This window comes from Lentzea sp. NPDC102401 (genome assembly GCF_044765805.1).
Lineage (GTDB): Bacteria > Actinomycetota > Actinomycetes > Mycobacteriales > Pseudonocardiaceae > Lentzea > Lentzea sokolovensis.
Genome location: NZ_JBIWKS010000024.1, coordinates 50,845 through 75,757, shown reverse-complemented (window position 1 = coordinate 75,757; position 24,913 = coordinate 50,845). Strand labels below are relative to the sequence as shown.

At 68.9% G+C, this 24,913-nt stretch carries 33 protein-coding genes and 2 tRNA genes; 11 read left to right on the top strand and 24 right to left on the bottom strand.

The window, feature by feature from the left end; all coding sequences use genetic code 11:
• Positions 1-153: 153 nt before the first annotated feature.
• Together ACIRG5_RS47000 and ACIRG5_RS46995 are read right to left on the bottom strand one after the other, a co-directional pair.
• Entirely contained in the window at positions 154-585 is a 432-nt protein-coding gene (locus ACIRG5_RS47000; protein ID WP_402917842.1) for a hypothetical protein, read from the bottom strand.
• Positions 586-709: 124 nt separating this feature from the next.
• Positions 710-784, bottom strand: a tRNA-Ile gene (locus ACIRG5_RS46995).
• A gap of 85 nt (positions 785-869) precedes the next feature.
• On the opposite strand from ACIRG5_RS46995, the gene ACIRG5_RS46990 reads away from it, so the two are divergent.
• Complete coding sequence (locus ACIRG5_RS46990) at positions 870-1,331, top strand: GNAT family N-acetyltransferase (protein ID WP_402917839.1); 462 nt, start codon at positions 870-872, stop codon at positions 1,329-1,331.
• Here ACIRG5_RS46990 and ACIRG5_RS46985 read toward each other — a convergent pair.
• The gene (locus ACIRG5_RS46985; RefSeq protein WP_402917837.1) at positions 1,286-2,143 is read right to left on the bottom strand and encodes an oxygenase MpaB family protein; all 858 of its coding nucleotides are present in this window, start codon (positions 2,141-2,143) and stop codon (positions 1,286-1,288) included. The two genes, ACIRG5_RS46990 and ACIRG5_RS46985, sit on opposite strands and share 46 nt — an antisense overlap.
• A 66-nt stretch (positions 2,144-2,209) precedes the next feature.
• Positions 2,210-2,285: transfer RNA gene (locus tag ACIRG5_RS46980), tRNA-Asn, on the bottom strand.
• 143 nt (positions 2,286-2,428) lie between these two features.
• On the opposite strand from ACIRG5_RS46980, the gene ACIRG5_RS46975 reads away from it, so the two are divergent.
• Positions 2,429-2,713 (top strand): hypothetical protein, encoded by a 285-nt coding sequence (locus tag ACIRG5_RS46975; RefSeq protein ID WP_402917834.1) that lies wholly within the window; start codon positions 2,429-2,431, stop codon positions 2,711-2,713.
• Positions 2,714-2,719: 6 nt separating this feature from the next.
• Here the strand turns inward: ACIRG5_RS46975 and ACIRG5_RS46970 are convergent, their stop codons facing one another.
• Genes ACIRG5_RS46970 through dnaG form a run of 3 tightly spaced genes read right to left on the bottom strand, consistent with a single transcriptional unit; the run spans position 2,720 to position 5,874 of the window.
• Entirely contained in the window at positions 2,720-3,460 is a 741-nt protein-coding gene (locus ACIRG5_RS46970; RefSeq protein ID WP_402917831.1) for a trans-aconitate 2-methyltransferase, read from the bottom strand.
• 24 nt (positions 3,461-3,484) lie between these two features.
• Positions 3,485-3,985: a hypothetical protein gene (locus ACIRG5_RS46965; RefSeq protein ID WP_402917828.1), complete on the bottom strand. Its 501-nt coding sequence runs from the start codon at positions 3,983-3,985 to the stop codon at positions 3,485-3,487.
• Complete coding sequence (dnaG, locus tag ACIRG5_RS46960) at positions 3,985-5,874, bottom strand: DNA primase (RefSeq protein ID WP_402917825.1); 1,890 nt, start codon at positions 5,872-5,874, stop codon at positions 3,985-3,987. Before dnaG ends, ACIRG5_RS46965 begins: the two co-directional genes overlap by 1 nt.
• A 36-nt stretch (positions 5,875-5,910) precedes the next feature.
• Between dnaG and ACIRG5_RS46955 the strand changes: the two genes are divergently transcribed.
• Together ACIRG5_RS46955 and ACIRG5_RS46950 are read left to right on the top strand one after the other, a co-directional pair.
• The gene (locus tag ACIRG5_RS46955; RefSeq protein ID WP_402917822.1) at positions 5,911-6,774 is read left to right on the top strand and encodes a sigma-70 family RNA polymerase sigma factor; all 864 of its coding nucleotides are present in this window, start codon (positions 5,911-5,913) and stop codon (positions 6,772-6,774) included.
• 106 nt (positions 6,775-6,880) lie between these two features.
• Positions 6,881-7,507 carry a dioxygenase gene (locus tag ACIRG5_RS46950; protein WP_319978599.1) on the top strand — a complete coding sequence of 209 codons (627 nt, stop codon included), beginning with the start codon at positions 6,881-6,883 and terminating at the stop codon, positions 7,505-7,507.
• Positions 7,508-7,510: 3 nt separating this feature from the next.
• Here the strand turns inward: ACIRG5_RS46950 and ACIRG5_RS46945 are convergent, their stop codons facing one another.
• Positions 7,511-8,323, bottom strand: a complete 813-nt coding sequence (locus ACIRG5_RS46945; protein ID WP_402917818.1) for a class I SAM-dependent methyltransferase — start codon at positions 8,321-8,323, stop codon at positions 7,511-7,513.
• A 4-nt stretch (positions 8,324-8,327) separates the two neighbouring features.
• The gene (locus ACIRG5_RS46940; RefSeq protein WP_402917816.1) at positions 8,328-8,885 is read right to left on the bottom strand and encodes a carboxymuconolactone decarboxylase family protein; all 558 of its coding nucleotides are present in this window, start codon (positions 8,883-8,885) and stop codon (positions 8,328-8,330) included.
• Between the two features lie 85 nt (positions 8,886-8,970).
• Between ACIRG5_RS46940 and ACIRG5_RS46935 the strand changes: the two genes are divergently transcribed.
• Entirely contained in the window at positions 8,971-9,147 is a 177-nt protein-coding gene (locus tag ACIRG5_RS46935; RefSeq protein WP_157512840.1) for a hypothetical protein, read from the top strand.
• Here ACIRG5_RS46935 and ACIRG5_RS46930 read toward each other — a convergent pair.
• The 5 genes from ACIRG5_RS46930 to ACIRG5_RS46910 form a co-directional block, all read right to left on the bottom strand.
• On the bottom strand, positions 9,144-9,662 hold the full coding sequence (locus ACIRG5_RS46930; RefSeq protein WP_319978602.1) for a Scr1 family TA system antitoxin-like transcriptional regulator: 519 nt from the start codon (positions 9,660-9,662) through the stop codon (positions 9,144-9,146). The genes ACIRG5_RS46935 and ACIRG5_RS46930 overlap by 4 nt on opposite strands.
• A gap of 77 nt (positions 9,663-9,739) precedes the next feature.
• Complete coding sequence (locus ACIRG5_RS46925) at positions 9,740-10,747, bottom strand: serpin family protein (RefSeq protein ID WP_402917813.1); 1,008 nt, start codon at positions 10,745-10,747, stop codon at positions 9,740-9,742.
• Positions 10,744-11,751 carry a serpin family protein gene (locus ACIRG5_RS46920; protein ID WP_402917810.1) on the bottom strand — a complete coding sequence of 336 codons (1,008 nt, stop codon included), beginning with the start codon at positions 11,749-11,751 and terminating at the stop codon, positions 10,744-10,746. The genes ACIRG5_RS46925 and ACIRG5_RS46920 overlap by 4 nt, the downstream gene beginning before the upstream one ends.
• A 44-nt stretch (positions 11,752-11,795) precedes the next feature.
• On the bottom strand, positions 11,796-13,034 hold the full coding sequence (locus ACIRG5_RS46915) for a deoxyguanosinetriphosphate triphosphohydrolase (protein WP_402917807.1): 1,239 nt from the start codon (positions 13,032-13,034) through the stop codon (positions 11,796-11,798).
• Positions 13,034-13,699 carry a YdcF family protein gene (locus ACIRG5_RS46910; RefSeq protein WP_319978606.1) on the bottom strand — a complete coding sequence of 222 codons (666 nt, stop codon included), beginning with the start codon at positions 13,697-13,699 and terminating at the stop codon, positions 13,034-13,036. The genes ACIRG5_RS46915 and ACIRG5_RS46910 overlap by 1 nt, the downstream gene beginning before the upstream one ends.
• Before the next feature lie 60 nt (positions 13,700-13,759).
• On the opposite strand from ACIRG5_RS46910, the gene ACIRG5_RS46905 reads away from it, so the two are divergent.
• Together ACIRG5_RS46905 and ACIRG5_RS46900 are read left to right on the top strand one after the other, a co-directional pair.
• Positions 13,760-14,491, top strand: a complete 732-nt coding sequence (locus ACIRG5_RS46905) for a Type 1 glutamine amidotransferase-like domain-containing protein (RefSeq protein WP_402917804.1) — start codon at positions 13,760-13,762, stop codon at positions 14,489-14,491.
• A 16-nt stretch (positions 14,492-14,507) separates the two neighbouring features.
• A complete protein-coding gene (locus ACIRG5_RS46900) occupies positions 14,508-15,383 on the top strand; it encodes a serine hydrolase (protein ID WP_402917802.1) in 876 nt (291 codons plus the stop codon).
• Here the strand turns inward: ACIRG5_RS46900 and ACIRG5_RS46895 are convergent.
• The 6 genes from ACIRG5_RS46895 to ACIRG5_RS46870 form a co-directional block, all read right to left on the bottom strand.
• The gene (locus tag ACIRG5_RS46895; protein ID WP_402917799.1) at positions 15,373-16,236 is read right to left on the bottom strand and encodes a hypothetical protein; all 864 of its coding nucleotides are present in this window, start codon (positions 16,234-16,236) and stop codon (positions 15,373-15,375) included. The two genes, ACIRG5_RS46900 and ACIRG5_RS46895, sit on opposite strands and share 11 nt — an antisense overlap.
• A 35-nt stretch (positions 16,237-16,271) precedes the next feature.
• A complete protein-coding gene (locus ACIRG5_RS46890; protein WP_402917796.1) occupies positions 16,272-16,775 on the bottom strand; it encodes a hypothetical protein in 504 nt (167 codons plus the stop codon).
• Complete coding sequence (locus tag ACIRG5_RS46885; RefSeq protein WP_402917793.1) at positions 16,775-17,542, bottom strand: hypothetical protein; 768 nt, start codon at positions 17,540-17,542, stop codon at positions 16,775-16,777. The genes ACIRG5_RS46890 and ACIRG5_RS46885 overlap by 1 nt, the downstream gene beginning before the upstream one ends.
• Complete coding sequence (locus ACIRG5_RS46880; RefSeq protein WP_402917790.1) at positions 17,539-17,859, bottom strand: hypothetical protein; 321 nt, start codon at positions 17,857-17,859, stop codon at positions 17,539-17,541. Before ACIRG5_RS46880 ends, ACIRG5_RS46885 begins: the two co-directional genes overlap by 4 nt.
• Positions 17,856-18,554 (bottom strand): hypothetical protein, encoded by a 699-nt coding sequence (locus ACIRG5_RS46875; RefSeq protein WP_402917787.1) that lies wholly within the window; start codon positions 18,552-18,554, stop codon positions 17,856-17,858. Before ACIRG5_RS46875 ends, ACIRG5_RS46880 begins: the two co-directional genes overlap by 4 nt.
• A 74-nt stretch (positions 18,555-18,628) precedes the next feature.
• A complete protein-coding gene (locus ACIRG5_RS46870; protein WP_093600740.1) occupies positions 18,629-20,014 on the bottom strand; it encodes a glycine--tRNA ligase in 1,386 nt (461 codons plus the stop codon).
• Positions 20,015-20,107: 93 nt separating this feature from the next.
• Between ACIRG5_RS46870 and ACIRG5_RS46865 the strand changes: the two genes are divergently transcribed.
• Positions 20,108-20,785, top strand: coding sequence for a hypothetical protein (locus ACIRG5_RS46865; RefSeq protein WP_319978615.1), 678 nt, complete (start codon positions 20,108-20,110; stop codon positions 20,783-20,785).
• On the opposite strand, the gene ACIRG5_RS46860 is transcribed toward ACIRG5_RS46865, so the two are convergent.
• Entirely contained in the window at positions 20,772-21,146 is a 375-nt protein-coding gene (locus tag ACIRG5_RS46860) for an antibiotic biosynthesis monooxygenase family protein (protein WP_402917784.1), read from the bottom strand. The two genes, ACIRG5_RS46865 and ACIRG5_RS46860, sit on opposite strands and share 14 nt — an antisense overlap.
• A 17-nt stretch (positions 21,147-21,163) precedes the next feature.
• Here ACIRG5_RS46860 and ACIRG5_RS46855 point away from each other — a divergent pair, with 17 nt between their 5' ends.
• Genes ACIRG5_RS46855 through ACIRG5_RS46845 form a run of 3 tightly spaced genes read left to right on the top strand, consistent with a single transcriptional unit; the run spans position 21,164 to position 22,199 of the window.
• Positions 21,164-21,442 carry a hypothetical protein gene (locus tag ACIRG5_RS46855; protein WP_330270226.1) on the top strand — a complete coding sequence of 93 codons (279 nt, stop codon included), beginning with the start codon at positions 21,164-21,166 and terminating at the stop codon, positions 21,440-21,442.
• A gap of 11 nt (positions 21,443-21,453) precedes the next feature.
• A complete protein-coding gene (locus ACIRG5_RS46850) occupies positions 21,454-21,804 on the top strand; it encodes a helix-turn-helix transcriptional regulator (protein ID WP_089950753.1) in 351 nt (116 codons plus the stop codon).
• Positions 21,801-22,199: a Fur family transcriptional regulator gene (locus ACIRG5_RS46845; protein WP_090100492.1), complete on the top strand. Its 399-nt coding sequence runs from the start codon at positions 21,801-21,803 to the stop codon at positions 22,197-22,199. Before ACIRG5_RS46850 ends, ACIRG5_RS46845 begins: the two co-directional genes overlap by 4 nt.
• A gap of 560 nt (positions 22,200-22,759) precedes the next feature.
• Here the strand turns inward: ACIRG5_RS46845 and ACIRG5_RS46840 are convergent.
• Genes ACIRG5_RS46840 through ACIRG5_RS46830 form a run of 3 tightly spaced genes read right to left on the bottom strand, consistent with a single transcriptional unit; the run spans position 22,760 to position 24,896 of the window.
• Positions 22,760-23,461 (bottom strand): TIGR03943 family putative permease subunit, encoded by a 702-nt coding sequence (locus tag ACIRG5_RS46840; RefSeq protein WP_402917778.1) that lies wholly within the window; start codon positions 23,459-23,461, stop codon positions 22,760-22,762.
• Positions 23,458-24,468: a permease gene (locus ACIRG5_RS46835; protein ID WP_402917775.1), complete on the bottom strand. Its 1,011-nt coding sequence runs from the start codon at positions 24,466-24,468 to the stop codon at positions 23,458-23,460. The genes ACIRG5_RS46840 and ACIRG5_RS46835 overlap by 4 nt, the downstream gene beginning before the upstream one ends.
• Positions 24,465-24,896 (bottom strand): hypothetical protein, encoded by a 432-nt coding sequence (locus ACIRG5_RS46830; RefSeq protein WP_319978620.1) that lies wholly within the window; start codon positions 24,894-24,896, stop codon positions 24,465-24,467. Before ACIRG5_RS46830 ends, ACIRG5_RS46835 begins: the two co-directional genes overlap by 4 nt.
• Positions 24,897-24,913 lie beyond the last annotated feature (17 nt).

Sequence of the window (24,913 nt, the reverse complement as noted above, 5' to 3'; positions counted from 1 at the left end):
GCATCAGCGACCTCGACACCCTCAACACCGAACTCGCCGCCTGGCAGCACACCACCAACACCCACCAGCGCGGAGTCGACTGGCAATTCACCACCGACGACGCCCGCACCCGACTCCGCCACCTCTACCCCAAAGGTTAGAAGCGACGGTCTACTAGTAGTCCAGTTCGAAGTCGCGGTGGTCGTCGGGATCGACCGCCGCGACGAGCTTGTTCCCCTGCTTCAGACCGGGGTCGTACCTGGCGTCGTGCTCGATCACGAACTCGGGCACGTCCGGGCCCTTGATCAGGAGCCGGACGCGGACCGTGGAGTCCTCGCTGATCGGCTCCACGGACAGGACCACGGCGGTCGCGGGCAGCCCCACCTCGTCCAGGCGCAGCAGCCGCCGCTTGGCACGCGCGGTACCACGCCACACGGCGATGCCCAGCGGCAGCAGCACCACGGTGAGCACGATGCCGACGGTGCCGCCGTCGTTGGCCGCGTAGACGATCGGTCCAGTCACGATCAACGCCGCGGCGAAGAGGTGCAGGATCACGTTGTTGCCGCGGTTGGCCCCGCGCACTTCGACGAACCCGTCCTCCGCCATTCCGGCACCTTAAGCGAGTCGCGGAGTGCGGTGGGCCGGGTTGGCGCGAGTGCGGCCGGACGGCACCATGGACAGACGATCAAGCCTGGATCTTCGAGGAGCCCCGTCGCACTGGTAGTTCTAGTGGGGAAGGTGGGGCTCGAACCCACGACCTGACGGATTATGAGTCCGCTGCTCTGACCAACTGAGCTACTTCCCCCCGCTCACGCTGCGTCGTGGAGGATACCGATCACGCCGAACGGCCCTTGCGCGCCCCCGTGGCGAGCGACACATAGGCTGGACACGTGCGTTTGACCCTCCGCGACTTCACCCCGGCGGACGAGCCCGGGGTGCTGGCGCTGTTCGCCGACTGCGACGACTGGTTTCAGGCTGCCACGGGCCATCCGTCCGGGCCCGGTGATGTGCAAAGTCTCTTCTACGCGTTGCCGGAGGGGGCCGCGTTCGAGCAGAAGCACCTGCTGGTCGCGCAGGCTCAGGGCATGATCGGGTTCGTCGACCTCGTGGTGGGCCATCCGGCGCCCGGCCACGCGAGCATCGGGTTCTTCCTGGTGCCGAAGGACCTGCGCCGGTGGGGGATCGGACGGGAGATGGCACGGGCGCTCACCGAACGCTTTCCGGAGGTCATGCGCGTGCACGTCCGGCTTGACGACTTCAAGCCCGGCAACGAGTTCCTGAAGGCGATGGGCTTCGTGCTCAACGGTCAGCGGGCGGTGCTGGAGATCGCGCCCAGGTCCGACGGCCGGTAGCCGCGCGGGTAGCCAGGATAGGTGCGGTTGGGGGTGCTCGTGAGCTTGAAAGCCTTCCGCACCGGCATCTGGCGCACCACGAAAGCCCTCAGACGCAACGCCTGCCGGCCTACGGCGCCCACCCAGGCCGGCGGGGCGGTGAAGCCGAACGCGCGCACCATCGCCGGGTCCAGCATCGCGACCACGGCGCGTGCGACCACCGGGCGCGCCACGGACGGGTACCACGAGCAGAACAGGTCGAGCGTGTACTGGCCGATGCGGCGGTTCGACGGCGCGAACACGAAGTGCTTCTGCTCGTAGGCCGTCTTGAACGCCAGGAACTCGTCGTAGCCGGCCGGGATGTCACGGATTCCCATGCGGGCGCCGACCGCGCGGTAGAAGTGGAAGCCCGCCAGCCGTTCGTTGTCCGTCAGCGGGCGCCAGCCGTAGCGCTGGAGCCAGTCGATCGGGTCGTAGACGAACGTCGCCAGCACGTAGCGCATGTCGTCGTTCGAGATGTCGTAACGGCCGTGCTGGCGGTTGACCACGCGCAGCGCCTCACGTCCCCGCGGGGAGTCGTAGCCGTGCTCCACGAGTTCGGCCATCAGGATCGCGGTGTCGTCGTAGCGCTTCTGAGGCCGCCGTTCGAACTCGCCGGTGCGTTCCAGCAGGCCCGAGATCGTCGGGACGCAGTACGTGCGGAACAGCGCCATCTCCAGCGACTTCTGGTAGTCCCACGGGAACTCCAGGCCGGCCGAGATCCGCATGATCTCCTCGTGGTCAGCGACCGGGTCCAGCGAGGAGATGCGACGAAGATTCGCGTAGCGGGCCATGCCCCCAAGCTGAAGCAAACCCGTACAAAGCGAAAGACCCCAGTCGGTGGACTAGGGTCTAGGCGATGGCTCCCCCAACTGGACTCGAACCAGTAACCCTGCGATTAACAGTCGCATGCTCTGCCAATTGAGCTATGGGGGAATGTTCGGTTGTTCTAGCTTGTCAGGCTTGGTTCCTCCTGACAGTGGGTAACTCTACATGAGCCTGGAAAGGGGTTTTGCAGGCACCCCCCACTTGGCCGCAACACAGACTCTGACCAGGCACGATGCGAGAGGAGACGTCACATGAAGGGCATCTTGGTCGGCGCGGCGATCGGCTACGTGCTCGGCGCGAAGGCCGGACGAGAGCGTTACGACCAGATCGTGCGCCTCTGGCACCGCTTCACCGCGAACCCGACGGTGCGCAAGACGGCGGCACAGGCGAAGGACAAGGCGTTCGAAGCCGCAGTTCAGGCCAAGGATCTGGCCGCGGACGCCGCAGGAAAGGCAGCGGAGAAGGCTCCGTGGCGCCACCAGGAGGAGGAGACCAACGGCAAGGCGTACACGCCTCCGGTGACGCCGCGAACGTGACGGACCTCACACCTGCGCAACCGCGAAGATCCGCCTGAACGGGAACCAAGTGGCGCCGTCGGCTCGCTGGGGATACGCCTCACGCAGCCGCGGCGCCAGTTCCGCGGCATAGGCCTCCCAGTCCGCTGAGGACAGTGCCGCGCGCACCGGCCGCAAAGCCGTACCGGTCACCCATTCGAGCACCGGGTCCGGACCGGTGAGCCGCTGCACGTACGTGGTCTCCCAGACGTCCGCGACAGCGCAGTCGCCGAGCAGGTCCGCGTACTCCACGGGATCCAGAACCGGTTTCTCCGCACGGAAAACATGCGCCAGCGACTCCCCCGCCACCTCACGGATCAGGCGGTGCGAAGGGTCCGCGTAGTTGCCGGGGACCTGGAACGCGAGCCACGCGCCGGACGGCAGCGCCGCAATCCATTTTGACACGATCGTGGGATGTGACGCGACCCACTGCAGGACCGCGTTGGACACCACGACATCGGTGTCCGGCAACGGTTCCCACGTCGTCACGTCGTCCACGCGGGCGTCGACGCCGGCCGCCCGCGCCGCCTCGACCATCTCCGGCGACGAGTCGAACGCCTCGACCACGGCCGAGGGCCACCGCGAGGCCAGCGACACGGTCAGATTGCCGGGCCCGCAGCCCACGTCCACCACGCGGCGAGGCTCCGAAGCCCGCACGCGCGCCACAAGTTCGTAGAACGGCCTCGCACGGTGATCGGCGAAGGCCAGATACTGCGCCGGATCCCACATACGGCTAACAGTACACGCGTACTGCTAGCGCGCCAGCCTCTCGGAGAACCCCGCCACGGCCGAGCGCACGTCAGCGAGAGCCACGCCCGCGTCCCCGCGCGCCTGCCACACAACGCCGTCACGGCCGGGGATCTTGCGCTGCAGAATCCACACGCCGGGCGACTCGACGCGTTCCCGCACCCGGATCGACCCCTCGACGCGCTGGCTGATCGCTCGCAGCACCCGGCGCGGGTCGTCCAGCGCGAACCGTTGCGCGGAAAGGTCTTCCAGCAACACCACGGCGCCCTCGGTGGAGGCCTCGACGGCCTCGACCACCCGCAGCGCGCCCTCCCACTTCACCTTGCTGATCAGGTGCCAGCCGATCCGCCGCGGCGACTCGCCCGGCACCCACAGCCCGAGCGACGTCGCCACCAGGTGACCGCCGGTCTGCACGGGCGCGTGCGCGATCACGGTCTCGTCGCGCTCCAGCTCACCGGTGAACCCGTCCGGCGCGCCATCGCCGAACACCCGTCGGAACAACCCCACTACAGCACTCCAGCACTCTGCTGCAGGAGCGCCTTGCGGTACTCCTCCAGCGCCACCAGGTCTCCCCACAGCGCCCGGTACTCGTCGGCGTCCTTGATCGGGGACAGCCGCCGCAGGCGCGACTTCACGTCCTCGACCTGCTTGCCGACCTGCACCTCCTGCAGCCGCGCGATCACCATCGACACGTAGCGGAACTCGTCGTTCTGCTTGACCGCCAACGGTTCCACGGCGAGCTCGGTCATCACCGACCGCACCGACGCGTGCGAACACGACTGCGAGATCGCGTCCAGGTACGCGGAGCCCTCCAGCCCGCAGGAGGCGCCGCCGGCCTCGCGGATGGCCCGGTGCAGCGCCACGTACGCCGGGTCCGTGAAGGACTCGTCCGGCAGCGAGTCGTACAACGGCCCCGCGTACTCGGGCAGCCGCAGCGCGATCTTGAGCACCTCGCGCTCGAAGATCAGCCTCGGGTCGCGCGGGTTCGGCCGGGCCGGGCCGTCGACCTCCACGCTCAGCGCGATCTGGTTCGGATCGGCCCGCTGGGGGGTCGCGACCGGCGTCTTGCCGCTGGAGACCTGACGGACCCGGCGCACGACCATCGCCTCGTCGTCCCAGCCCACCCACCAGGCCAGACGCGTCGCGTACCCGTCGCGCTTGGCCCTGTCCTTGATCTGCCCGACGAACGGCACCATCTTCTTCAACGCCTCGACGCGGCCGTCCACCGAGTCGAGGTCGTACGCCTTGAGCTGGGCCTTGATCGCGAACTCGATCAGCGGGATGCGTCGCGCCACCAGGTCGCGCACGGCCACGTCGCCCTTGGCCTGCCGCAGTTCGCACGGGTCCATGCCGTCCGGCGCGACCGCGATGTAGGTCTGCGCGGAGAAGTGCTGCTCCCCCTCGAACGCCTTGAGCGCGGCCTTCTGGCCCGCCTCGTCGCCGTCGAAGGTGAAGATGACCTCGCCGTTCACGTCGTCGTCGATCAGCAGCCTGCGCAGCACGTTCATGTGGTCCGTGCCGAACGCCGTGCCGCAGGAGGCGACCGCCGTCGGCACGCCGGCCAGGTGCATCGCCATCACGTCGGTGTAGCCCTCGACGATGACCGCCTGCTTGCGCTTGGCGATCTCGCGCTTGGCCTGGTCGAGCCCGAACAGCACCTGCGACTTCTTGTAGATCATCGACTCGCTGGTGTTGAGGTACTTCGCCTGGATCGGGTCGTCGTCGAAGATCCGCCGCGCGCCGAACCCGACGACGTCGCCGCTGATCTCCTTGATGGGCCACAGCAGCCTCCGGTGGAACCGGTCGATCGGCCCCTGCTTGCCCTCCTTGACGAGCTGCGACTTGATCAGTTCCTGGAGCTCGAAACCACGCCCCAGCAGGTGTTTGGTGAGCTTGTCCCAGCCGCCGGGCGCGAAGCCGCAGCCGAACTGGCGGGCAGCGGCCTCGTCGAACCCGCGCTCGGCCAGGAACTCCCGCGCCTGCTGCGCCTCGGGCGTCGCGAGCTGCTCGGCGTAGTACTCGGCGGCCACCTTGTGCGCCTCGATGAGCCTGCCGCGCGTGCCCCGGTCGCGCTGGATCGTCGCGCCGCCGCCCTCGTAGGTGAGGTGGATGCCCGCACGGTCCGCGAGCCGCTCGACGGACTCCACGAACGACAGGTGCTCGACCTTCATCACGAAGGCGATCACGTCGCCGCCCTCGCCGCAGCCGAAGCAGTGGAACGTGCCGTGCGACGGGCGCACGTTGAACGACGGCGTCTTCTCGTCGTGGAACGGGCACAACCCCTTGAGCGCGCCCCCGCCCGCCCGCTTCAGCGAAACCTGGTCACCGACGACCTCGTCGATCCGGCTGCGCTCACGCACCAATGCGATGTCGCTTTCCCTGATGCGTCCTGCCACGTCACTGAGTCTAATCCCCTGGCAAACTGCTGATCTGTGACCACCGCTGACGTCTTCGGACTCCACCGGACGCACCTCATCGGCGTTGCCTACCGGCTGACCGGCAGCCTCGCCGACGCCGAGGACGCCGTGCAGGAGGCGTGGCCCCGGTTCGCGAAGGCCGAGGGCGTGCAGGACGCCCGCGGCTGGCTCACGACCGTGGTGAGCCGCATCTGCCTCGACCGGCTCCGCTCAGCGGCCGTGCGCCGCGAGACGTACGTCGGCTCGTGGCTGCCGGAGCCGTTGCTCACGACCGGCGAGCAGGACGACCCGCTGGAGAGCGTGGTGCGTTCCGACGGCGTCCGGATGGCGGCGCTGGTGGTGCTCGACAGGCTGACGCCGGACCAGCGCGTGGCGTTCGTGCTGCACGACGCGTTCTCGTTGCCGTTCACCGAGATCGCCGAGGTGCTGCAGGTCTCGGAGGCCTCCGCGCGCCAGCACGCGTCCCGGGCCCGCAAGGCCGTCGCGGACGCCGAACCACCGCCTCGCGCGGCGCTGGCCGAGCAGCAGGAGGTGCTGGAGAAGTTCCTGCGGGCCATGGCGAACGGGGACCTCGACGCCGTGCTCTCCCTGCTGCACCCGGACGCCGTGATGATCGGCGACGGCGGCGGCAAGGTGCGCACGGCGGTCAACACGGTCTCCGGCGCGGACAAGGTGGCGCGCTTCTTCCTCGGCCTGATGCGCAAGTACGGCTACCCGGAGGAGCACCGGCCGATGCTCGTCAACGGCGACATCGGCGTGCTCCTGCCCGCGTATGGCGAGGTGACGGCACGTGTGACGGCGTTCACCGTGCATGAAGGCAAGGTCACCGCCATCTACGACATCGCGAACCCGGACAAGCTCACCCACGTGGCGTTCTGACCGGTTTTTGGTCTGGACCGTAACTGGAGCCGGGATCGTTTCGGAGCTAACGTCCGATGCGCTGCCCAAGCCCCCTGCCGCGGGTCGCGACCACCGGAGTTCGAACATGCCCGAACAAGACAACCCCTCACGCCGGGCGTTCCTGGCGACCGGTGCGGCTGCTGTGGTCGCACTGACCGCCGCCGGCACCACCACGGCGCGCAGCGCGCCTCTCCCCCTGACCCCGACCTGCGTCGATGACGACGACACCCCGTCGAACATCGAGGGTCCCTACTTCAAGCGGAACTCCCCGCAGCGCACGAACCTGCGCACGCCCGGCGTCACCGGGATCGTGCTCAGCATCACCGGGTTCGTCTACACGATGAAGTGCGCGCCGATTCCCAACGCACTGCTGGACTTCTGGCAGGCGGACGACCGGGGTGTGTACGACAACACCACGTTCAAGATGCGCGGCCACCAGTTCAGCAACGCCTCCGGCGCGTACGTGCTGGAGACGATCGTGCCGAAGGACTACCCGGGCCGCACCCCGCACATCCACGTCAAGGTGCAGGCGCGGGGCGGCCCGATCCTCACCACGCAGCTGTTCTTCCCGGACAACCTCAGGGCGTACGGGATGAACATGCCCTACCTGAACCGGCGCGACGCCTACCTCGACCGCGAGTGCGAGGTCGAGCTCGGCCCGCTCGTCGGCAACCGCTACACCGCCAAGTTCGACTTCGTCATCGACAACTGAGCCCTACCACCGCAGTCGCAGCAGCTTCCCGACGTCGCGGAGCTTCGGGATCGCGCTGACGACCTTCATCTGGATCCTGCCGGACCTGGGCAACGCGTCCAGGTGCGGCAGGTCCACGCTGCGCCAGGCGTCCACTGTGGTCAGTCCAGGACGCAGTGCCTCGATCTCGCGCGGATCGTCGACGCCCCAGTGCAGCACCGCGCCGGCGTTCCGCACGGCCGGCACGAGCTTCTGCAGCTTGATGCCCCACGAGCCGTACACGTCGAACAGCAGCTCACCGCCGGCGAACCTGGTGGTGATCCTGCTGATCAGCGCATGGCCCTCCGCCTGCGTGAGATACATAGAGAGGCCCTCGAACACCGCGACGACCGGGCGGTCTGCGGGCACCTCGGCGAGCCACGCGTCGTCGGTGACCGACGACGCCACCAGCCGGTAGTCGCCTTGGGGCGTGGGCAAGAGCTTGTGCCGCAACGCGACGACGTCCGGCATGTCGACGTCGATCCACCGCACGGTGTCCGGCCGTTCGATCCGATGCGCGCGAGTGTCCAGCCCACAGGCCAGATGCAGCACCGTGCAGGACGGAGTGCGCTGAAGGAACTCGCGGGTCCAGTCGTCGAGCACCCGCCCCCGGATGGCGACGCCCACCGCCGACGTCGTGTTCATCCCGGTCTTGCCGAAGTCGTAGTCGATGCGGTCGACAGCGCGTCTGGCCTCGTCGTCGTGCAGCACGGACGCGGGGCGCTCGCTGTCGAGCGCCCGGCCGTACAGCGTGGCGAGCATGGTCTCCTGCGCACCCGTCAGGGCGATCTTCTCCACCGCTCTAGTTTGTCGGTACGCGGCAGGCATCACCACTGGTGAAGCCCTGGTCCCTGATGTCGAACGCGCTGTTGAACCTGGCCCGCTGGTTCTCCAGCGCGATCTGGTAGGTCAGCGCGATGAGTTCCTTGCGCCCCAGCAGGTTCTCCAGCTCCGCCACCTGCTCGTCGGTGACGGCGACGGGCGTGTCGGTCATCGCGTCGGCGTAGGCGAGCGCCTTGCGTTCGAGGTCGGTGAACAGCGGCGAGGTGGGGTACTCGTCGATGTGCTTGAGGCGTTCGACGTCGAGGCCGCCGTGCTTCATCAGCATGGCGCCGAAGTCCACGCACCACGAGCAGCCGAGCTTCACCGCCGTCCGGTAGACGCACAGTTCGAACAACGGCCCGTGGATCGCCTTCTTGACCGCCAGTTCGTGGCGACCGCTCGCCATCAGCAGTTTCGGGTGGTGCGCCATCACCGTGACGGGCTCCGGCACCGCCCCGAACTCACGCCGCGCGAACCAGTACACGGCCTTGAGCAGCGGGCCGGCGTCCTTCTTCGTGATTCCCTTGATCCTCGTCATGACCTGTGGACGAGACAGCTCGCCGGAACGTGACAACACCTTTGGGTGACTGGGTTGCGAGGCGGCCAGCTCATAGGGTCCATCCATGAGCAACGACTTCGTGCTGGACATCGACCACGAGTCGGCCGGCCTGCTCGCGGGAACATTGCTGGCAGGCGACTCGTGCGCGGTTCCGGTGCGGCACCAGAACGTCAAGCTGCTGCTGTGCGCGCTTCCGGGCGAGGACGGTATGCGGCTGTTCCTGCGCCGCAACACCCCTTAACGGTCGTAGACGGCCACGTACTCCATCAGCACGTCACGCGACCGCTCGTTGTCGAGAGCGACGGCGTGCATGCGCTGAAAGATGGCCACGGCCCGTTCCACGGTCGCGGCGTCACTGGCGAGCGTCCAGTTCGCGAGGTATACCAGCGGCGGCTCGTGCTCGTACTGGATGAGCGCGTAGTCGAGCCCGACCGCCGCCGCACCGCCCGCGCTGGCCGGCACGATCCGGATCGACGGCGCGTGGAACAGCAGGTGCAGGACCTGGTCCTCCATCAGCCGGTTGCCGCCGACCACGGTCTGCAGCGCGTACTCGTGGATGAAGAACACGCACCGCGGTAACACGCCGTCGCGCTGCAGCTCCGGCGTCGGTGCGAGGCCCAGCGCCCCGGCCAGCGCCTTCGCGTAGCACTCGGTTCTGAGCAGGACGGGAATGGTGACGCCGCTGAAGCAGGTGATCTGGGTGGCGCCCGCCGCGGCGAGCACGACGAGCTGCTCGCCGGCACCGTGCTGGGTCATGCTGGAACGGTAAAGGCATGATCATGATCTCGCCGCGCGAAACGCTCGTCATCAGGGCGAATGGACCCCGAAAGTGGTCACGGACGGGCGACCTGAGCTAGAAGGTAGATCGCTTTCGAGTGGGTGTGCCGGACGGCGAGGAGGAACGGCCGGTCCACCTGCACGGTGATCGGGTCCACCGGTTTCCTCGGTAACGCACCCCTGCCCTTCACCAAGGCGGTCGCGGCCGCACCCTCCAGGCCCCGTTCGTCGAGGCGCAGCACGGCCTCGTGGATCACGGCACTCACGAACAGCGGGTCGGGCGAGAGTCCACCGAGGTCGGCGTCCGGCGAGAACATCGTGCCCACTCCGAGCTGTTCCAACGTCTCCCGCAGCTCGAACTTCTCCCGAACATCCACCTTGGGCAGTGACAGCGCGACAGCGGTGCTCTCCCGCACCTCGAACGCGGCGGCGTGCAGCGGCTGCTCCAACGACTCGTCCGGCAGCAGCACCAGCGCCTCCACTCCCGAACGGGCGGGCAACGCGATCGTCTGCCAGCCCTCGGTCCTGGAGTAGCCGAGGACGGCCGTCACCTTCATCGTCGGCACCTCGACGTCGCCGCCAGGGGCGTGGAACACCCTCGGCTTCGTCTTGCCCGCGCTGAACGCGGTCTTCCACCCGGCCTTGAGGTAGAGGGCGTTGACGATGATCGCCCCGTCGTACGGGCGCTTCGGAGGCGGCAGCAGCTCCGGGATCAGGTTGCGGGTCGACTCGGCGACATCGGCGTTCACCCGCTTGCGCACGGTCTTGGCATCGGCGAAATGCGCCCGCCGCACCGAGGACGCCAGCGAGAAATCGGGGTTCAGCGCGAGGGTGTCGTCGGCCCACAACGTGTTCGCGACCACCAGGTCCTCGACGTCGAGCGCGTCCTCGGAGACGAACCCGCCGACCAGCAGGTCGAGTTCTTCCCGGGTCTTGCCGCGAGCGGCCTCCCGGACCAGTGCGAGCGCACTGGCGACGGAGAACGGCGACCAGCACGCGTTGGCATCGGGATCGGGCACGGCGACGCGGTGGAGGTCCAGCGCGAAGGTCGTCTGATCGGTCATGGACGGGCGACCTGCGCGAGGAAGTAGATCGCGCCGGACCGCGCGTGCCGCACCGCGACCAGGAACGGCCGGTCGACGGTCACCACGATCGGGTCCACCGGGATCTCGATCGACACCGTCCGGAAGGTGACGGCGGTGGCCGCCGCGCCTTCGAGGCCCTGCTCGTCCAGGCGCAGCACGGCCTCGTGCACGACGTCGTCGACGAACATCCGCTCGTCCGGTGAGAGGCCGGAGAAGTCGGCGTCGCGCGTGAACATGCGCTCGACCCCGAGCTGCCGCAACGTGTTCTTGAGGTTGAACCTCGCCCGTACGTCCACTTTGGGCAGTGAGAGTTCGAGCCGGGTGAAGTTCTGCGCGGCGAGCACGGACGGGCTCAGCGGCTGGTCCAGCGACTCGTCCGGCAGCAGGATCAGCGTCTCGACGCCCGAGTCGGCGGGCAGCACGATCGTCTGCCAGCCGTCGTGGCGGGCGTAGCGGAACTTCTCGGTCACCTTCATCGTCGGCACGTCCACGTCGCCGCCGGGCGCGTGGAACGGTTTCGCGGCGGTCTCCCAGTCGGAGAACGGGTTCAGCCAGCCGACCTTGAGGTACAGGGCGTTCACGATGATCGCGGCGGCGTCCGCGGGCGGCGCGTCCGTCAGCAGTTCGGGGATCAGGCCGCGGGTGGTCTCGGCGACGTCGGTGTTGACGAGCTTGCGGACCGTGGCGGGGTCGGAGAACGCCGTGCGCCGCACCGAACCGGCGAGCGAGAAGCCGGGGTCGATCGTCAGGTCGTCGTCGGCCCACAACGTGTTCGCGACGGCCAGTTCGGGGACGTCCACGGCGTCCGAGGCGTCGAAGTCCCGCAGCAGCCCGTCGAGTTCGGCGCGGGTCTCGCCACGGGCGGCTTCGCGGGCCAGTGCGAGAGCGCCGGCCACCGAGAACGGCGACCAGCACGCGTTCGAGGCCGGATCGGGTACGGCGACGCGGTGCAGGTTGAGGGCGAAGTCGGCCTGGTCGGTCACAGATTCTCCCCGAGGATCGGACTTCGGCACGGACCCCCTCGAACCTACGCCGATGCGCGGTGCCAGGCCACGGCCTGCGCGTCGGTGAGCAGCGCGACCTGGTCGATGACGACGCGAAGCCTTGCGGCGTAAGAGGAAGCGGCCGCGAACACCGGACGGAACGCCGGGTCGAGCAGCGTCGGGCGCTCCATCAGGCGGGCGACGAGATCGGTGATCAGGTCGCGCTGCTTCGCCTGCATGGCCAGGCGCGCCGGGTCGCTCATCACGTACCGGACGGCCATCGCCTTGAGCAGCGCCACCTCCGCCGCGACCTGCTTCGGAACCTCCAGCGCGGCGTTGTACCTCGTCAGCGATCCGTCGCCGTGCACGGCCCTGGTCGCGGTGACGGCGGCGGAGGCGAAGCGGCCGACCAGTTCGCTGGTGAGGTTCTTCAACGCCACCTGCGCGCCGAGCGAGCCGTCGTACTCGCGGTCGGTCCAGTACTCGATCACCGGCAGCTTCAGCAGGTCCTCGGCGGTGGCTTCGAGCGCGGCCACGGACTCGTCGGAGAACGTCTTCGCGGCGAGCGACGCGATGGCGGCCCGTTCGTCGGGACGGGCGAGCGCGCCGAGACTGATCCGGTGGGCCAGCACGCCGTCCTCGACGTCGTGCACCGAGTACGCCACGTCGTCGGACCAGTCCATCACCTGCGCCTCGATGCACCGCTCACGGTCCGGTGCACCCGCACGCATCCACTCGAACACTTCGAGGTCGTCGTCGTACACGCCGAACTTCACGATGCCCGGCGTGCGCGTCCACGGGTACTTCGTCGACGCGTCGAGCACGGCACGCGTGAGGTTCAGTCCGTGCGCGGTCTTGGGTTCGAGGCGCGCGAGGATGCGGAACGTCTGCGCGTTGCCCTCGAACCCGCCGCACGGGCCCGCGAGCTCGTTCAACGCCCTCTCGCCGTTGTGCCCGAACGGCGGATGCCCGATGTCGTGCGCGAGGCCGGCCGTGTCGACGATGTCGGGGTCGCAGCCCAGTTCCTCGCCGATGCCGCGCCCGATCTGCGCGACCTCCAGCGAGTGAGTCAGGCGCGTGCGCGGCACACCGGTGACCTCGGAGCCCTCACCGGGGCCGACGACCTGGGTCTTGCCGGCGAGCCTGCGCAACGCCGCGGAGTGCAGCACGCGGGCTCGGTCACGGGAGAAGGGCGTGCGCGTGTCGGTGCGGGCGCCCGGCAGCGCGGCGCTCTTGGGGTCTTCGGAGAGCAGGCGCTCCGCGTCGTGGCCGGTGTATCCCATCAGCCGATTTTAGGGAGCTTGAGCTCGTCGAACACGCCCGCGTGAGCCTTCATCAGGCGGTAGTACAGCAACGCTCCGGTCTCGCGCTTGATGTAGAACCACTGCGTCTCGCGCGTCTGCACGTTCGGACCGCTGCGCGTCGGCGACGTCCAGGCGTGCAGGCCGGCGTCCTCCGCCATCGTGCGGGCGCGCAGCGAGTGCCACGGGTCGCTGACGATCACGGCGGTCTTCAGGTCCCGTTCCTTGGCGACCGAAGCGACGGCCCGCAACGACCCGAGCGTGTCCGCGCCCTCGCCGACCTGCAGCACCCTGTCCTCCGGCACACCGCGCTTGACCAGCCACAACTTGCCGACCTGGCCCTCGGTGAAGTTGTCACCGGGCTGCCGGCCACCGGTCGTGGCGATGTAGCCGACGACGCCCTCCTGGTAGAGGCCGAGCGCGTGCTCCAGCCGTGCCGCGAGCACGTCGGACGGGACGCCGTTGTACTGCGCGGCACCGAGGACGATCGCCATGTCGGCCTTCGTCCAGTCGTCGACTCGGGCGACCTGCCAGACGCGGAACGCCGTGCCGCCGCCCACGAGCACGCCGATGACCAGCGCTCCGAAGACGAGGCGCAACACGATCCGGCGAATCCGGGCGAGGGGCTTGAGGGGCGTGGTCCGCACACTCTGCATGCTCCCAGACCGGGCGGGTGCCGCGTTGACGCCCCTGCGAGGATCATCGTCATGCCTGCTGAGCAGCCCACCATCCTCGCGACCTCCGGAGGTTTGCGCTCAGGGCGCCGGACCTTCGTCGAGTTCAACAAACTGATCCACTTCGCCCTGGACCTCTCCGGCGTGGACGGCCGCACACCGCGCCTGTGCTACGTCGGCACCGCAGGTGGCGACCAGCGGCACATGAACGCGAACATGGCCGAGGCGGGCAAGGTCGCGGGCGTCGACGTGTCGATCCTGAACCTCTTCACGATGCCGCCGACCGACGACCTCGAGGACTACGTGCTGTCCCACGACGTCGTCTGGGTGGGCGGCGGTTCGGTGGCGAACCTGCTCGCGGTCTGGGAGGTGCACGGCCTCGGCGCGGTCTTCCGCAAGGCGTGGGAGGCCGGCGTCGTGCTCAGCGGCGTGTCGGCGGGCTCGATCTGCTGGCACACGGGCGGCGCGACGGACTCGTTCGGCCCGGACCTCCGGATCGTCACGAACGGCCTGGGCTTCCTGCCCTACGGCAACGGCGTGCACTACGACTCCGAGGAGCAGCGCCGTCCGAAGATCCACAATGCGGTGGCCGCCGGAGTGCTGCCGACGACGCACTGCACCGACGACGGCGTCGGCCTGCTCTACCGGGGCACCGAGCTCGTCGAGGCGGTGACGGAACGGCAGGGTTCCGGCGCATACGTGGTGGTCAGGGAGGATTCTTCAGCAACCGCACAGGAGGAAAAGCTCGACACCAGGCTCCTGTGAGACGGATCTTGGAAGTGTGCGCTGGGCTCTGATCCTCTTCCTCGTGGCGGCCGTGTTCGTCGTCCCTGAGGCGGCGCCGTGCCACGCGCACGGGAAGCCGTCAGCTGATATATCGCGCGGTCCCGATGTGCTGGACACAGGTGACGGCTCGCTGGATCCCGGAGACGCCGATATATCGGATACGGGCTCATCACCATCGGCGATATCCGATATATCAGCCACGGACATGTCGGATGTCGCGGCCGCGGGTGGCTCATCCGACGTCGGCGTCGCGGTGCTGGACCTCCAGACGAACCAGGTCGTCTCGGAGCAGGGCGAAAAGCAGTTCTACTCGGCGTCGCTGGCGAAGCTCATCCTCGCGTTCGACGCGTTGCACCAGCAGCTGTCGGCCGACGACACCGACCTCATCGACCGGGCGCTGAGCGCGAGCGACGACAACGCGATGGACGTGCTGTGGACGAGGTTCGACGGCATGGGCGCCATCGACCGCGTCGCCGCCGAAGCGGGCCTGACCGGCACGCACGCCCCGGACGACCCGTCGCAGTGGGGAGAGGTCGTCATCACCGCGAACGACATGGTGCGGCTCTACCAGCACATCCTGGGCTCACCGGAGCGCGACGCGATCGTCGGCGCGCTGTCGAAGGCGCCCGCCACCGCCGCCGACGGCTTCGACCAGGCGTTCGGGCTGCTCGGCGTCACCGGCGCCTACGCCAAGCAGGGCTGGATGTACTACCTGCCGAGCGAGGTCTACCTGCACAGCGCGGGCGTGCTCGACGACCGCTACGCCGTCGCCGTGCTCACCACGAACCCGACCGGTTCCTGGACGACGGCGAGGCAGTCGATCAACGCCGTCACCACGGCCGTCCTGGCGAAACTCGGCGTCAACGGCTGATCCGCCGGGTCTCCTGCCACGGCCGGTCCCACATTCCGGTGAACTCGCGCACCACGAGAAGCGCGACCACCAGGAGCACGACCGCGCCGAAGATCAGCCCGCCGACCAGCATCCCCGAAGCGCCGCCGATGGACGCGGCCTTGGCCACCGCGTACCCGCAGGCGCCGGGGAGAATGAGGTATGCGGCGACGTTCCTCCGCCGAGCCGCGTAGACGTCCCGCACACGCACCAGCAACACGCCGAGCAGCACCGGCGTGAGCGTCACCAGCAAGCCGGGGAGTTCCAGCACCAGCCAGAGCGGCGGTGCCGTGAACGCCACCGCCAGCACCCCGGCCGACAACACGACACCCGCCGTGACGAGCACGGTGCCGAGCACCCTGATCCGCTGGGCAGGCGCCTCGGCCCCGGAGTCCGGCACGATCGGCCCGAAGGCCTCGACGACGGTCATGTGCACGGCACGGCTGCCCAGCACCACGAACGCCAGCGCGGCGACCACCGGAATCGCGAGCACGATCACGAACACGAATCCCACGAGGAAGTATCCGGACCCGTCCGGCGGCTCGAGGCCGAGCCCGAACCAGTAGAACGGGAAGAGGAGCGACAGCGCGGTCCCTTCGAACACGACGAACACGTGCCGCAGGCGAGCGGCCGATGCCGCGTCGGTGATCCGCGTCGCCACCACTCCGCCCGCCACCGCGCACAGGCACACCAGCCCGCCCGTCACCGCCGCACCCACGAGGACCTGCGGGTTCCCGACGTCGGCCAGCGCCGAGGCCACCACCACCCAGGCGACCAGCGCCACACCCACCGCGGCCTGCACGAGGCCGCGCCTTCTGATCTGCTCCCCCGTCACGCCTCTTACACGCGAGAACGCCGGGAATTGTTGCCTCAGCCGACCCGCAACACCTTGCGCGCGGTGAAGAACGCGACGCCACCCAGCACGACGAGCAGGCCCAGCACCGCGAGGTACACCGCGGATCCGACGGTGAACGGCACCGGCCGAGCATCGCTGTTCAACGTCATGACCTCGCAGAACCAAGCCGCCATCGCGCACACGATCGCCCCGAGCCACCAGACTCCGAGCAACCGCCGGACCAGCCGGGCCCCGTTCACGTCGACGTACTCACCTCGCGCGCACGACCGTGCGGTCGCGAGACTCACGCCGGACAAGATCCCCCAGAACGCGCCGATCCCGGCCGTCACCACGCCGATGACGTTGATCGGGCTGTGGGCCGACGGGAGGTTGAGCCCGACCGCGACGAGCACGATCCCGAACACGAGCGCCATGCCGATGAGGGGCAGCCCCGTCAGCGCCAGCCGCGTCCTGATCCGTTCGACGCGCGTGGCGGGCACCCACACCCACTGCGGTGCCGGCCCCTGGCCGATGATCATCAATTGTCGACTTTCCAGTCCGAACCGTCGCCGTCGGTGACGCTGGCGTCGCCCATGTCACCGATGTTCGGCATGGTCCACTCGCGGCCGATGTCGTGGATCTTCTGCATGATCGCGTTCTGCTCGGTCTCGATCGTGTTGGTGTGCGACTCCAGTGCCATGATCGTCGCGCCGACGATGCCGATCGCGACGGTGAGCCCGCCCGCGATGGCGGCGACCGCGGCGGGCGTGCCGACCACCGTGCAGGCCGCGGCGATCGCACCGATGGCCGACACGACGAACGTGGCGAACGCGACGCCCATGGCGATCCAGAACGCGTCGATCGAGTTCGCCAGGCTGTTCAGCGAAGCGCGCATCTGGTTGGCGACGTCCTTCACGGCGTTCAGGCCTTGCGACTGCGGCGGCACCGTGGCCGAGTAGGCACGAGCTGCCCGGCCCTCCCACTCGACGTTCGTGCGCATCTTGTCGAGCGTGATCGTGCCCGCGACGTCGCCGAGCTTGTTGCCAACCTGCTCGACCCACCCGGTGCCGACCTGCCGCAGCCGATCGGAGTCGCCGGGCTGGTCGAACAGCTGGTTCACCCGGCTCCAGAACTCGGAGATCTTCTCGTTGAGCCACCGGATGCCGTCCTGCACCTTGTCGATGACCCACTGCAGCGGGGGCGGCACCCAGCTCAGCGTGGCGTTCACGACGTCGAAGAACCGCTTGATGTTGCGGTCGACGTCCTCGACCTTCTCCTTGGCCTGCATCACCAGTGGATTGGTCACTTGAGCTCCCCCGTGAGCCGGTTCATGTCGTGGAGGTTCGCGTCTTCTTCGCGCTCGTAGGTGTCGGCGGCGGCCCGCAGACTGTCACCGAGGCCGCTGAACGCCGTCATCGCCTGGCGCAGCAGGTCTTCGAGCACGACCCGGCCGTTCTCGTACGTGCGGTCGAGGCCGCGGTCGACCGCCCACATCGACACGTCGTGGCCGGTCAGCGTCAGCCCGCCGATGGCGCTCTGAGGCGCCTGCACGTTGTCTGAGGCGGCCGACCACAGTCCTGCGTCCGCACGCATCGCCTCCAGCGCGACCTTCACGTCACTCATGCCAGCCCCACCTTCCGCAGCAGCCTCGCTGGGTCGCTCGCCAGCGCCTGGAGCTCCGCGATGGCGGATCCGGTCGGCTGCGCGGCGGGAGTGCCCCGGACGTGCAGCGTGCGCAGGACCTCGGCGAGTTCGCCCTCGATCTCGGCGTTGGGTGCCGCGTGCACCCAACGGTCGTCGATCTCGAAGCGCACGACCTGACCGGACTGCGCGATGCCGCGGACGTGCCCACCTCGGCTCTCGGCTCGCACGGGCGCGTTCACCGTCTGGTCGAGGCTCGACGTGAACGCGGCGAGCTCGGCGTTCACAGCGGCGAACAGCCGTTCCGCGTCCGTGCGGGTGAACGGCGTCTCGTCGACCTCGGCGCTCACCGGCACCGGCTCGACGGCCGTCAGGTCTCCCTGCGCCTCCACCGAGTGCGACAACGCCTGCATGGTCGCGTTGTTGGCCGCGGCGAGCACGGCCGCGTCCAGCGCACGCTGGTCGATGCTGTCGCGCCACTGCTCGATGAGCCGGACGGCGCGCACCCGCCCGTCGGGCTCGGCGACCACCGAGACGGCACCGCTCGCGTCGGTGCCGACGCAGCCGTCGGCGTCGTCCGGTTGCGGGCCGGCGGGCGGCGGTGTGGCACGCCGCCCTGCCTCGTACTCCCAGTCCTCGGCTTCCTCGAAGCCCCACCTGCGGTTGTCCTCGACCACTACCCGCCCCCTGCACGCTGTGACGAAGTGACTTCACAGCGTAGCAGCGGATTCGGCCGAACGGAGTAGCCCGGCTAGCAGCCGATCAGGCGTGCGGCGAGGTACGACTCCAGCTGGTCCATCGCCACGCGCTCCTGCGACATCGTGTCGCGCTCCCGCACCGTCACGGCGAGGTCGGTGAGCGTGTCGAAGTCGACCGTCACGCAGAACGGCGTGCCGATCTCGTCCTGACGGCGGTAGCGGCGGCCGATGGCGCCGGCGTCGTCGAAGTCGACGTTCCAGTTGCGGCGCAGGGCCGTCGCGAGGTCGCGGGCCTTGGGCGACAGGTCGGCGTTGCGCGACAACGGAAGCACGGCGACCTTGACCGGCGCGAGACGGCGGTCGAGCTTCAGCACGACGCGCTTGTCCACGCCGCCCTTGGCGTTCGGGGCCTCGTCCTCGGTGTAGGCCTCCAGCAGGAACGCCATCATCGGGCGGCCGACACCGGCGGCGGGTTCGATGACGAACGGCTTGAAGCGCGAGTTCGTGGCCTGGTCGAAGTACGACAGGTCGACGCCCGAGTGGTTCGAGTGCGTCGTCAGGTCGAAGTCGGTGCGGTTCGCGATGCCTTCGAGCTCACCCCACTCCTGGCCGCCGAACTGGAAGCGGTACTCGACGTCGACCGTCCGCTTCGAGTAGTGCGACAGCTTTTCCTTCGGGTGCTCGTAGTGACGCAGGTTCTCCTTGGAGATGCCCAGGTCCGTGTACCAGCGGGTGCGCTCGTCGATCCAGTACTGGTGCCACTCTTCGTCCGTGCCCGGCTCGACGAAGAACTCCATCTCCATCTGCTCGAACTCGCGGGTGCGGAAGATGAAGTTGCCCGGCGTGATCTCGTTGCGGAACGACTTGCCGATCTGACCGATGCCGAACGGCGGCTTCTTGCGCGACGTCGTCTGCACGTTCAGGAAGTTCGTGAAGATGCCCTGCGCGGTCTCGGGGCGCAGGTAGTGCAGGCCCTCCTCGGTCTCGATCGGACCGAGGTGCGTCTTCAGGAGCCCGTTGAACATCTTCGGCTCGGTGTAGGTGCCGCGCACGCCGCAGTTGGGGCACGGCACGTCGGAGACGTCGCCCTCGGCGACCTCCTTGCCGGTGCGCTCCGCGTACTCCTCGGACAGCGTGTCCGCGCGGAACCGCTTGTGGCACGACTCGCACTCGACGAGCGGGTCGACGAACGCCTCGACGTGACCGGAGGCGACCCACACGTCACGCGGCAGGATCACCGACGAGTCCAGGCCCACGACGTCCTCGCGGCCGCGGACCATGAAGTTCCACCACTGACGCTTGATGTTGTCCTTGAGCTCGACGCCGAGAGGTCCGTAGTCCCATGCCGAGCGGGTACCGCCGTAGATCTCCCCGCACGGGTAGACGAACCCCCTGCGCTTGCAGAGGCTGACAACGGTCTCGATGCGATCGGCGGGCAAGGGGAACTCCATCGGGCGAATGAGAATCGGGGGCTCAAGCCTAGCCCGTCACGTCACGCCCCGAACGGGCGACCGGAGCCTTACCCTGCACGGATGGAAGACCGGCTGCGAGAGCTGTGGGACTTCGCCGACCTGGGCGGCACCGAGGCGCGGCTCCGCGCGGCGCTGAACGACGAGGCGACCGACGACGGGCGCGCGGAGGTGCTGACCCAGCTGGCCCGCGTCGAGGGTCTGCGCGACAACTTCGCCGCAGGTCACGCGTTGATCGACGAGGCGGAGACGCTCGTGTCCCCCGACTCGACGGGCCGCGTGCGCGCGTTGCTGGAACGCGGCAGGCTGCACCGTTCCGGCGGTGATCCGGAGGCGGCGCAACCGCTGTTCGTGGCGGCGTTCGTCCTCGCGAAGAAGCGCGGCGACCTGTGGTTCGCCGCGGACGCCGCGCACATGGTGGCCCTGGTCGACGACCCGGAGAAGTGGACGCAGGTCGGGCTCGACGTGATCGCGGAGCACCCGAACCTGACGCACTGGCTCGGGCCGCTCCACAACAACCTCGGCTGGTACTACTTCGAGCACGAGCGCTACGAGGACGCCCTGACGGCGTTCGACCAGACCCCCGCTCCGTACGCGGCGTACGGCAAGGCCAAGACGCTGCACATCCTCGGCCGCACCGCCGAAGCCGCGCAGGCCGCGCGCAGGGCGTTGGAACTGCTGCCGGACGGCTCCGACGAGGAGTTCCTCGCCGAGATGACGAAGATCGCTAGCGAGGAGTAGCCGGGCCCGCCGCCTCGCCGAGCCGCACCGTGAACGCGTCCTCGGCGAGCACGCTCGTGTGCGTCTCGACCTCACCGCCGGCACTGGTCAGCTTCGGCTCGTACATGGCGGGCTCGTCGGTCAGCGCCTCGGACAGCAGCGGAATCACGTGCTCGCGCACGGGGAACGGCGACATCGCGCGCCGGTAGGCCACCACGGACTCGAACTCGACGGTCAGCACCCAGCGGTCGTCCTCGTCGGTCGACCGCGCCAGCGTGCCCTTGCGGCACCCCGGCTGAGCCGTCAGCAGCTTCAACGCCTGCTCGACGCGCGAGGTGAACGACTCGGGATCGGATACGCGAAAGCGGCACACCAGCAGCACGGTGCAAGGATGGCACGGTGACCTCCAAGCGCCCTCTCCTGCCCGGCGACGGCCCACTCGCGCGCGTCCGCCCCGTCGTGGCGTTCGTGCTCGTGCTCGGTCTGTTCATCACCGGCGTGTTGGTGGGCGGCACCCTCGGCGCGGTGCTGCTCGGTGTGCTGATCGTGGGCGCCGGCGTGCTGCTGGCAGCCACCTGGAAGGTTCTTTCCCCAGCTCACCGCACATTGCGCGTGGTGGTCCTGCTCGTACTGCTCATCATCACCGTAGAATTGGTTGTGAAAATCCCTACCAGGTGAGGTGCGCCGCCATGACCGTCCAGCTGCACGGCGAGCACTCCCCCGAACGCGCGGCCCCCGCGCCCGCGCCACCCCGTTCCGCGCACACCCTCGCCGAGGCCGGCGACCTGCTGCGCGCGCTGGCCGCCCCGGTCCGCATCGCCATCGTGCTGCAACTGCGGGAACACGACCGCTGCGTGCACGAACTGGTCGAGGCACTGGGAGTGGCCCAGCCGCTGATCAGCCAGCACCTGCGCGTGCTGAAGTCGGCGGGCGTGGTGCACGGCGAAAGACACGGCCGCGAGGTCGTGTACCGACTGGTAGACGAACACCTGGCGCACATCGTGGTGGACGCTGTGACGCACGTCGAGGAGAAGTTGTGACCGGACTGAGGTCCACCAAGCAGCGCACCGCGGTGTCGAACCTGCTCGACCAGCTCGACGACTTCCGCAGCGCCCAGGAACTGCACGAGGAACTGCGCCGCCGCGGCGAGGGCATCGGCCTGACCACGGTCTACCGCACACTCCAGTCCCTCGCGGACGCAGGCCAGGTCGACGTCCTGCGCACCGACTCCGGCGAGGCGATCTACCGCCGTTGCTCGGCGCACCACCACCATCACCTCGTGTGCCGCCACTGCGGCCGCACGGTCGAGGTGGAGGGTCCCGCCGTCGAGAAGTGGGCGGACCGGGTGGCGGCCGAGAACGGCTTCTCCGAGGTCAGCCACACCGTCGAGATCTTCGGCACGTGCGCGGAGTGCACGGCCAAGGGCCTCAAGTAGGACTCTGACGCGGCACCGGCACGGCGACATGGGCTCGCAAGGCACCGGTCCGCGCGCCAGCGCGACCCCCGCTGGAACCGGCGCCAGCCACCGCATCCCGCCCCGCGCGATGCCAACCGGCGCCAGCCACTACAAGGCAACCACGTACGAGTCCTGGCGTGGCGATGCGAAGCGAGCCGTCTGAACCTCTACCGCCTGGGTTGCGGTTCGGGCCCCTCAAGGCGATTGGGGCTTGACCTTGAGTGGGCGGAATGCTCCCCCCACGGGCACGGCCGGGCGCTTTTCAGCCCCGCCTTTTCCGGCCGTCCAGCATCCCGCCAGAGGCTCAAGGTCAAGCCCCAATCGCAACCCCGCTCAGTTCCGTCACGACCCGCAGGACCACCCTCGCAAGGCGACCACCCGCACGGAACGCGACCAACCCCGCTGGAACAGGAACGGCCCGCACGCAACCCGCACCTTTGCAACAGGTCTTTGGACTTCGGCCGCAAAAGACTCGTTGCAAAGGCCCGACAAGCAGGGATCACCGCAACTGATATATCGGTGACGAGCGAGTCGCCGGCCTAGGACTCGTAGGGCTCGACCGGCTCGGCCACGGCCGTGAACGACTCGACGGTGAAGCTAGGCACCCACGAGTTCTTCTCGGAGGCCGACTTCGGCACGACCTGCCCGGTCACCTCGACCCACTGCTCGTCCGGCAGCGCGGGCACGTCCCCGGTCACGCGCACCTTCAACGGGCGGGCGTCGGCGGCGCAGCACGAGATCGCGAGCCGCGCGACGTACGTGTCGCCGTCCGCGCGCAGCAGGAACCCGGTCAGCTTCACCCGGCGGCCGTCCAGGGTGCCGGACTCGTCCCACGCCGTGCGCGTGACGAACTCCGTCATGGACAACGGGATCACGTCGCCGGACGGCAGCTCGCCGAGCAGGTTGCGGGAGCGCTGCGTCTGGTTCGTGTCGGCCGCCGAGTTGACGACGTCGCCGCCCAGTGCCGGGGGCGAGATCAGGAACACCGCGAGGACCGGCAGCAGCATCAGCCACGTCGAGCGCGACGAGTGCGAGTGCTCGTGGCCGTCGTCGGCGGCCTTGCCGCGGCGGATGTCCCGGATGATCGCGAACAGCGCCAGGCCGATCATGGTCACGCCGGCCGCGATGAGCAGCGGCAGCAGGCTCTTCTGCACGTACCTGAGGTACAGCCCGGAGAAGCTGATCTTCAGCAGCGCGCCGCCGAGCAGGACCAGCAGGATGTTCTGGGTTTCCCGCCTCACAGCAGCACCACTCCTGTCACGACGGCGCACAGGACCGCCACCACGAACGTGGCGGGTGCGAAGCGGAAGGCGAAGGACTTGCCGAACGCACCTGCCTGCAGCGCGATCAGCTTCACGTCGACGGCCGGGCCGACGACGAGGAACACCAGGCGCGGCAGCAGCGGCAGCGCGGAGAACGCGACGGCCACGAACGCGTCGGCCTCCGAGCACAGCGCCAGGATGACGGCCAGGAAGGCCATCACGATCACGCCGAGCACGATCTGGCCGCCCAGCGTCTGCATCCACGCGACCGGCACGAACGTCTTGAACGCGGCCGCGAACAGCCCGCCCAGCACCAGGAACCCGCCGGCGTCCACGAGGTCGTGCCGCGCGCTCTCGGCGAAGACGGCCCACTTGTTCTGACCCGAATGATCTCCCAGCCGCGCCAGCGCGCGTTCGGCGATCCACTCCATCTTGCCGAAGCGCACCCACAGCCAGCCCATGACCATCGCGGTCAGCAACGAGCCGACGAACCGGGCCACGACCATCATCGGGGTGTAGTTGAACGCCACGGCGGTCGACACCAGCACGATCGGGTTCACCGCGGGCGCTGCCAGCAGGAACGTCAGCGCCACTGCCGGCGCGACCCCCTGCTGCATGAGCCTCTTGGCGACCGGCACAGAGGCGCACTCACAGCCCGGCAGCGCGATGCCCGCGACACCGGCCACGGGCACGGCCAGCGCCGTCTTCGAAGGCAGCAACCGACGCAACGCCGAAGCCGGCACGAACGCCGCGATGGCGCCCGAGATCAGCACGCCCAGCACGAGGAACGGCATCGCCTGCACGCAGATCGCCACGAACACGGTCGAGGCCGTGCGCAGCTTCGGCACGTCGAGCAGATCGACGAGCCTGGACTGGAAGAGCAGTGCGAGAACGAGGATCCCGCACAGCACCTCCAACGACGTGATCTTCAGCCGAGGCGGGCCTGAGCGCCGCTTCGACGAGCGGATCTCGCCGGTGATCGTCATTCCGCGTCCGCGTCCAGGTCGAGCAGGCGGCGGTACTGGCGCGCCATGCCCTCACGGATCTCCTCGGGCGAGGGCGGCTCGTCGAACTCCGCCTCTTCCTCTTCGAGATCGTCGTCGTCGAAGTCGACGGGCGTGCCGTTGACGGTCTCCTCGGCGTCGGCCTCTTCTTCGAGGGCGGCTTCGCGGAGTTCGTCGATCGTGGCGGAGACGTCCCCGGCCGACAGCGCGGGCAGCATCGGCTTCACGATGGCCAGCACGCCACCTTCGGCGTCGTCGAGCGCCACTGCCTCGGCCAGCGCGACGGCGTGGTCACGCTCGTACGGGCCGCAGATGAACGAGTCCCAGTCGTCGCCGCCCGAGGGCTCGAACGTGACGGTCCACGGGAACTCGTTGACGTCCGAGTCCTCTTCCGGCTCGTAAATGATCACGCCACCCATGGAAGGGT

What these genes read in the sequence shown, in the direction of transcription:
- ACIRG5_RS47000 (WP_402917842.1), bottom strand. Translation starts at nt 585, where the DNA reads ATGGCGGAGGACGGGTTCGTCGAAGTGCGCGGGGCCAACCGCGGCAAC.
- ACIRG5_RS46985 (WP_402917837.1), bottom strand. Translation starts at nt 2,143, where the DNA reads ATGGCCCGCTACGCGAATCTTCGTCGCATCTCCTCGCTGGACCCGGTC.
- ACIRG5_RS46975 (WP_402917834.1), top strand. Translation starts at nt 2,429, where the DNA reads ATGAAGGGCATCTTGGTCGGCGCGGCGATCGGCTACGTGCTCGGCGCG.
- ACIRG5_RS46970 (WP_402917831.1), bottom strand. Translation starts at nt 3,460, where the DNA reads ATGTGGGATCCGGCGCAGTATCTGGCCTTCGCCGATCACCGTGCGAGG.
- ACIRG5_RS46950 (WP_319978599.1), top strand. Translation starts at nt 6,881, where the DNA reads ATGCCCGAACAAGACAACCCCTCACGCCGGGCGTTCCTGGCGACCGGT.
- ACIRG5_RS46940 (WP_402917816.1), bottom strand. Translation starts at nt 8,885, where the DNA reads ATGACGAGGATCAAGGGAATCACGAAGAAGGACGCCGGCCCGCTGCTC.
- ACIRG5_RS46935 (WP_157512840.1), top strand. Translation starts at nt 8,971, where the DNA reads ATGAGCAACGACTTCGTGCTGGACATCGACCACGAGTCGGCCGGCCTG.
- ACIRG5_RS46930 (WP_319978602.1), bottom strand. Translation starts at nt 9,662, where the DNA reads ATGACCCAGCACGGTGCCGGCGAGCAGCTCGTCGTGCTCGCCGCGGCG.
- ACIRG5_RS46925 (WP_402917813.1), bottom strand. Translation starts at nt 10,747, where the DNA reads ATGACCGATCAGACGACCTTCGCGCTGGACCTCCACCGCGTCGCCGTG.
- ACIRG5_RS46915 (WP_402917807.1), bottom strand. Translation starts at nt 13,034, where the DNA reads ATGGGATACACCGGCCACGACGCGGAGCGCCTGCTCTCCGAAGACCCC.
- ACIRG5_RS46905 (WP_402917804.1), top strand. Translation starts at nt 13,760, where the DNA reads ATGCCTGCTGAGCAGCCCACCATCCTCGCGACCTCCGGAGGTTTGCGC.
- ACIRG5_RS46890 (WP_402917796.1), bottom strand. Translation starts at nt 16,775, where the DNA reads ATGATCATCGGCCAGGGGCCGGCACCGCAGTGGGTGTGGGTGCCCGCC.
- ACIRG5_RS46880 (WP_402917790.1), bottom strand. Translation starts at nt 17,859, where the DNA reads ATGAGTGACGTGAAGGTCGCGCTGGAGGCGATGCGTGCGGACGCAGGA.
- ACIRG5_RS46865 (WP_319978615.1), top strand. Translation starts at nt 20,108, where the DNA reads ATGGAAGACCGGCTGCGAGAGCTGTGGGACTTCGCCGACCTGGGCGGC.
- ACIRG5_RS46850 (WP_089950753.1), top strand. Translation starts at nt 21,454, where the DNA reads ATGACCGTCCAGCTGCACGGCGAGCACTCCCCCGAACGCGCGGCCCCC.
- ACIRG5_RS46835 (WP_402917775.1), bottom strand. Translation starts at nt 24,468, where the DNA reads ATGACGATCACCGGCGAGATCCGCTCGTCGAAGCGGCGCTCAGGCCCG.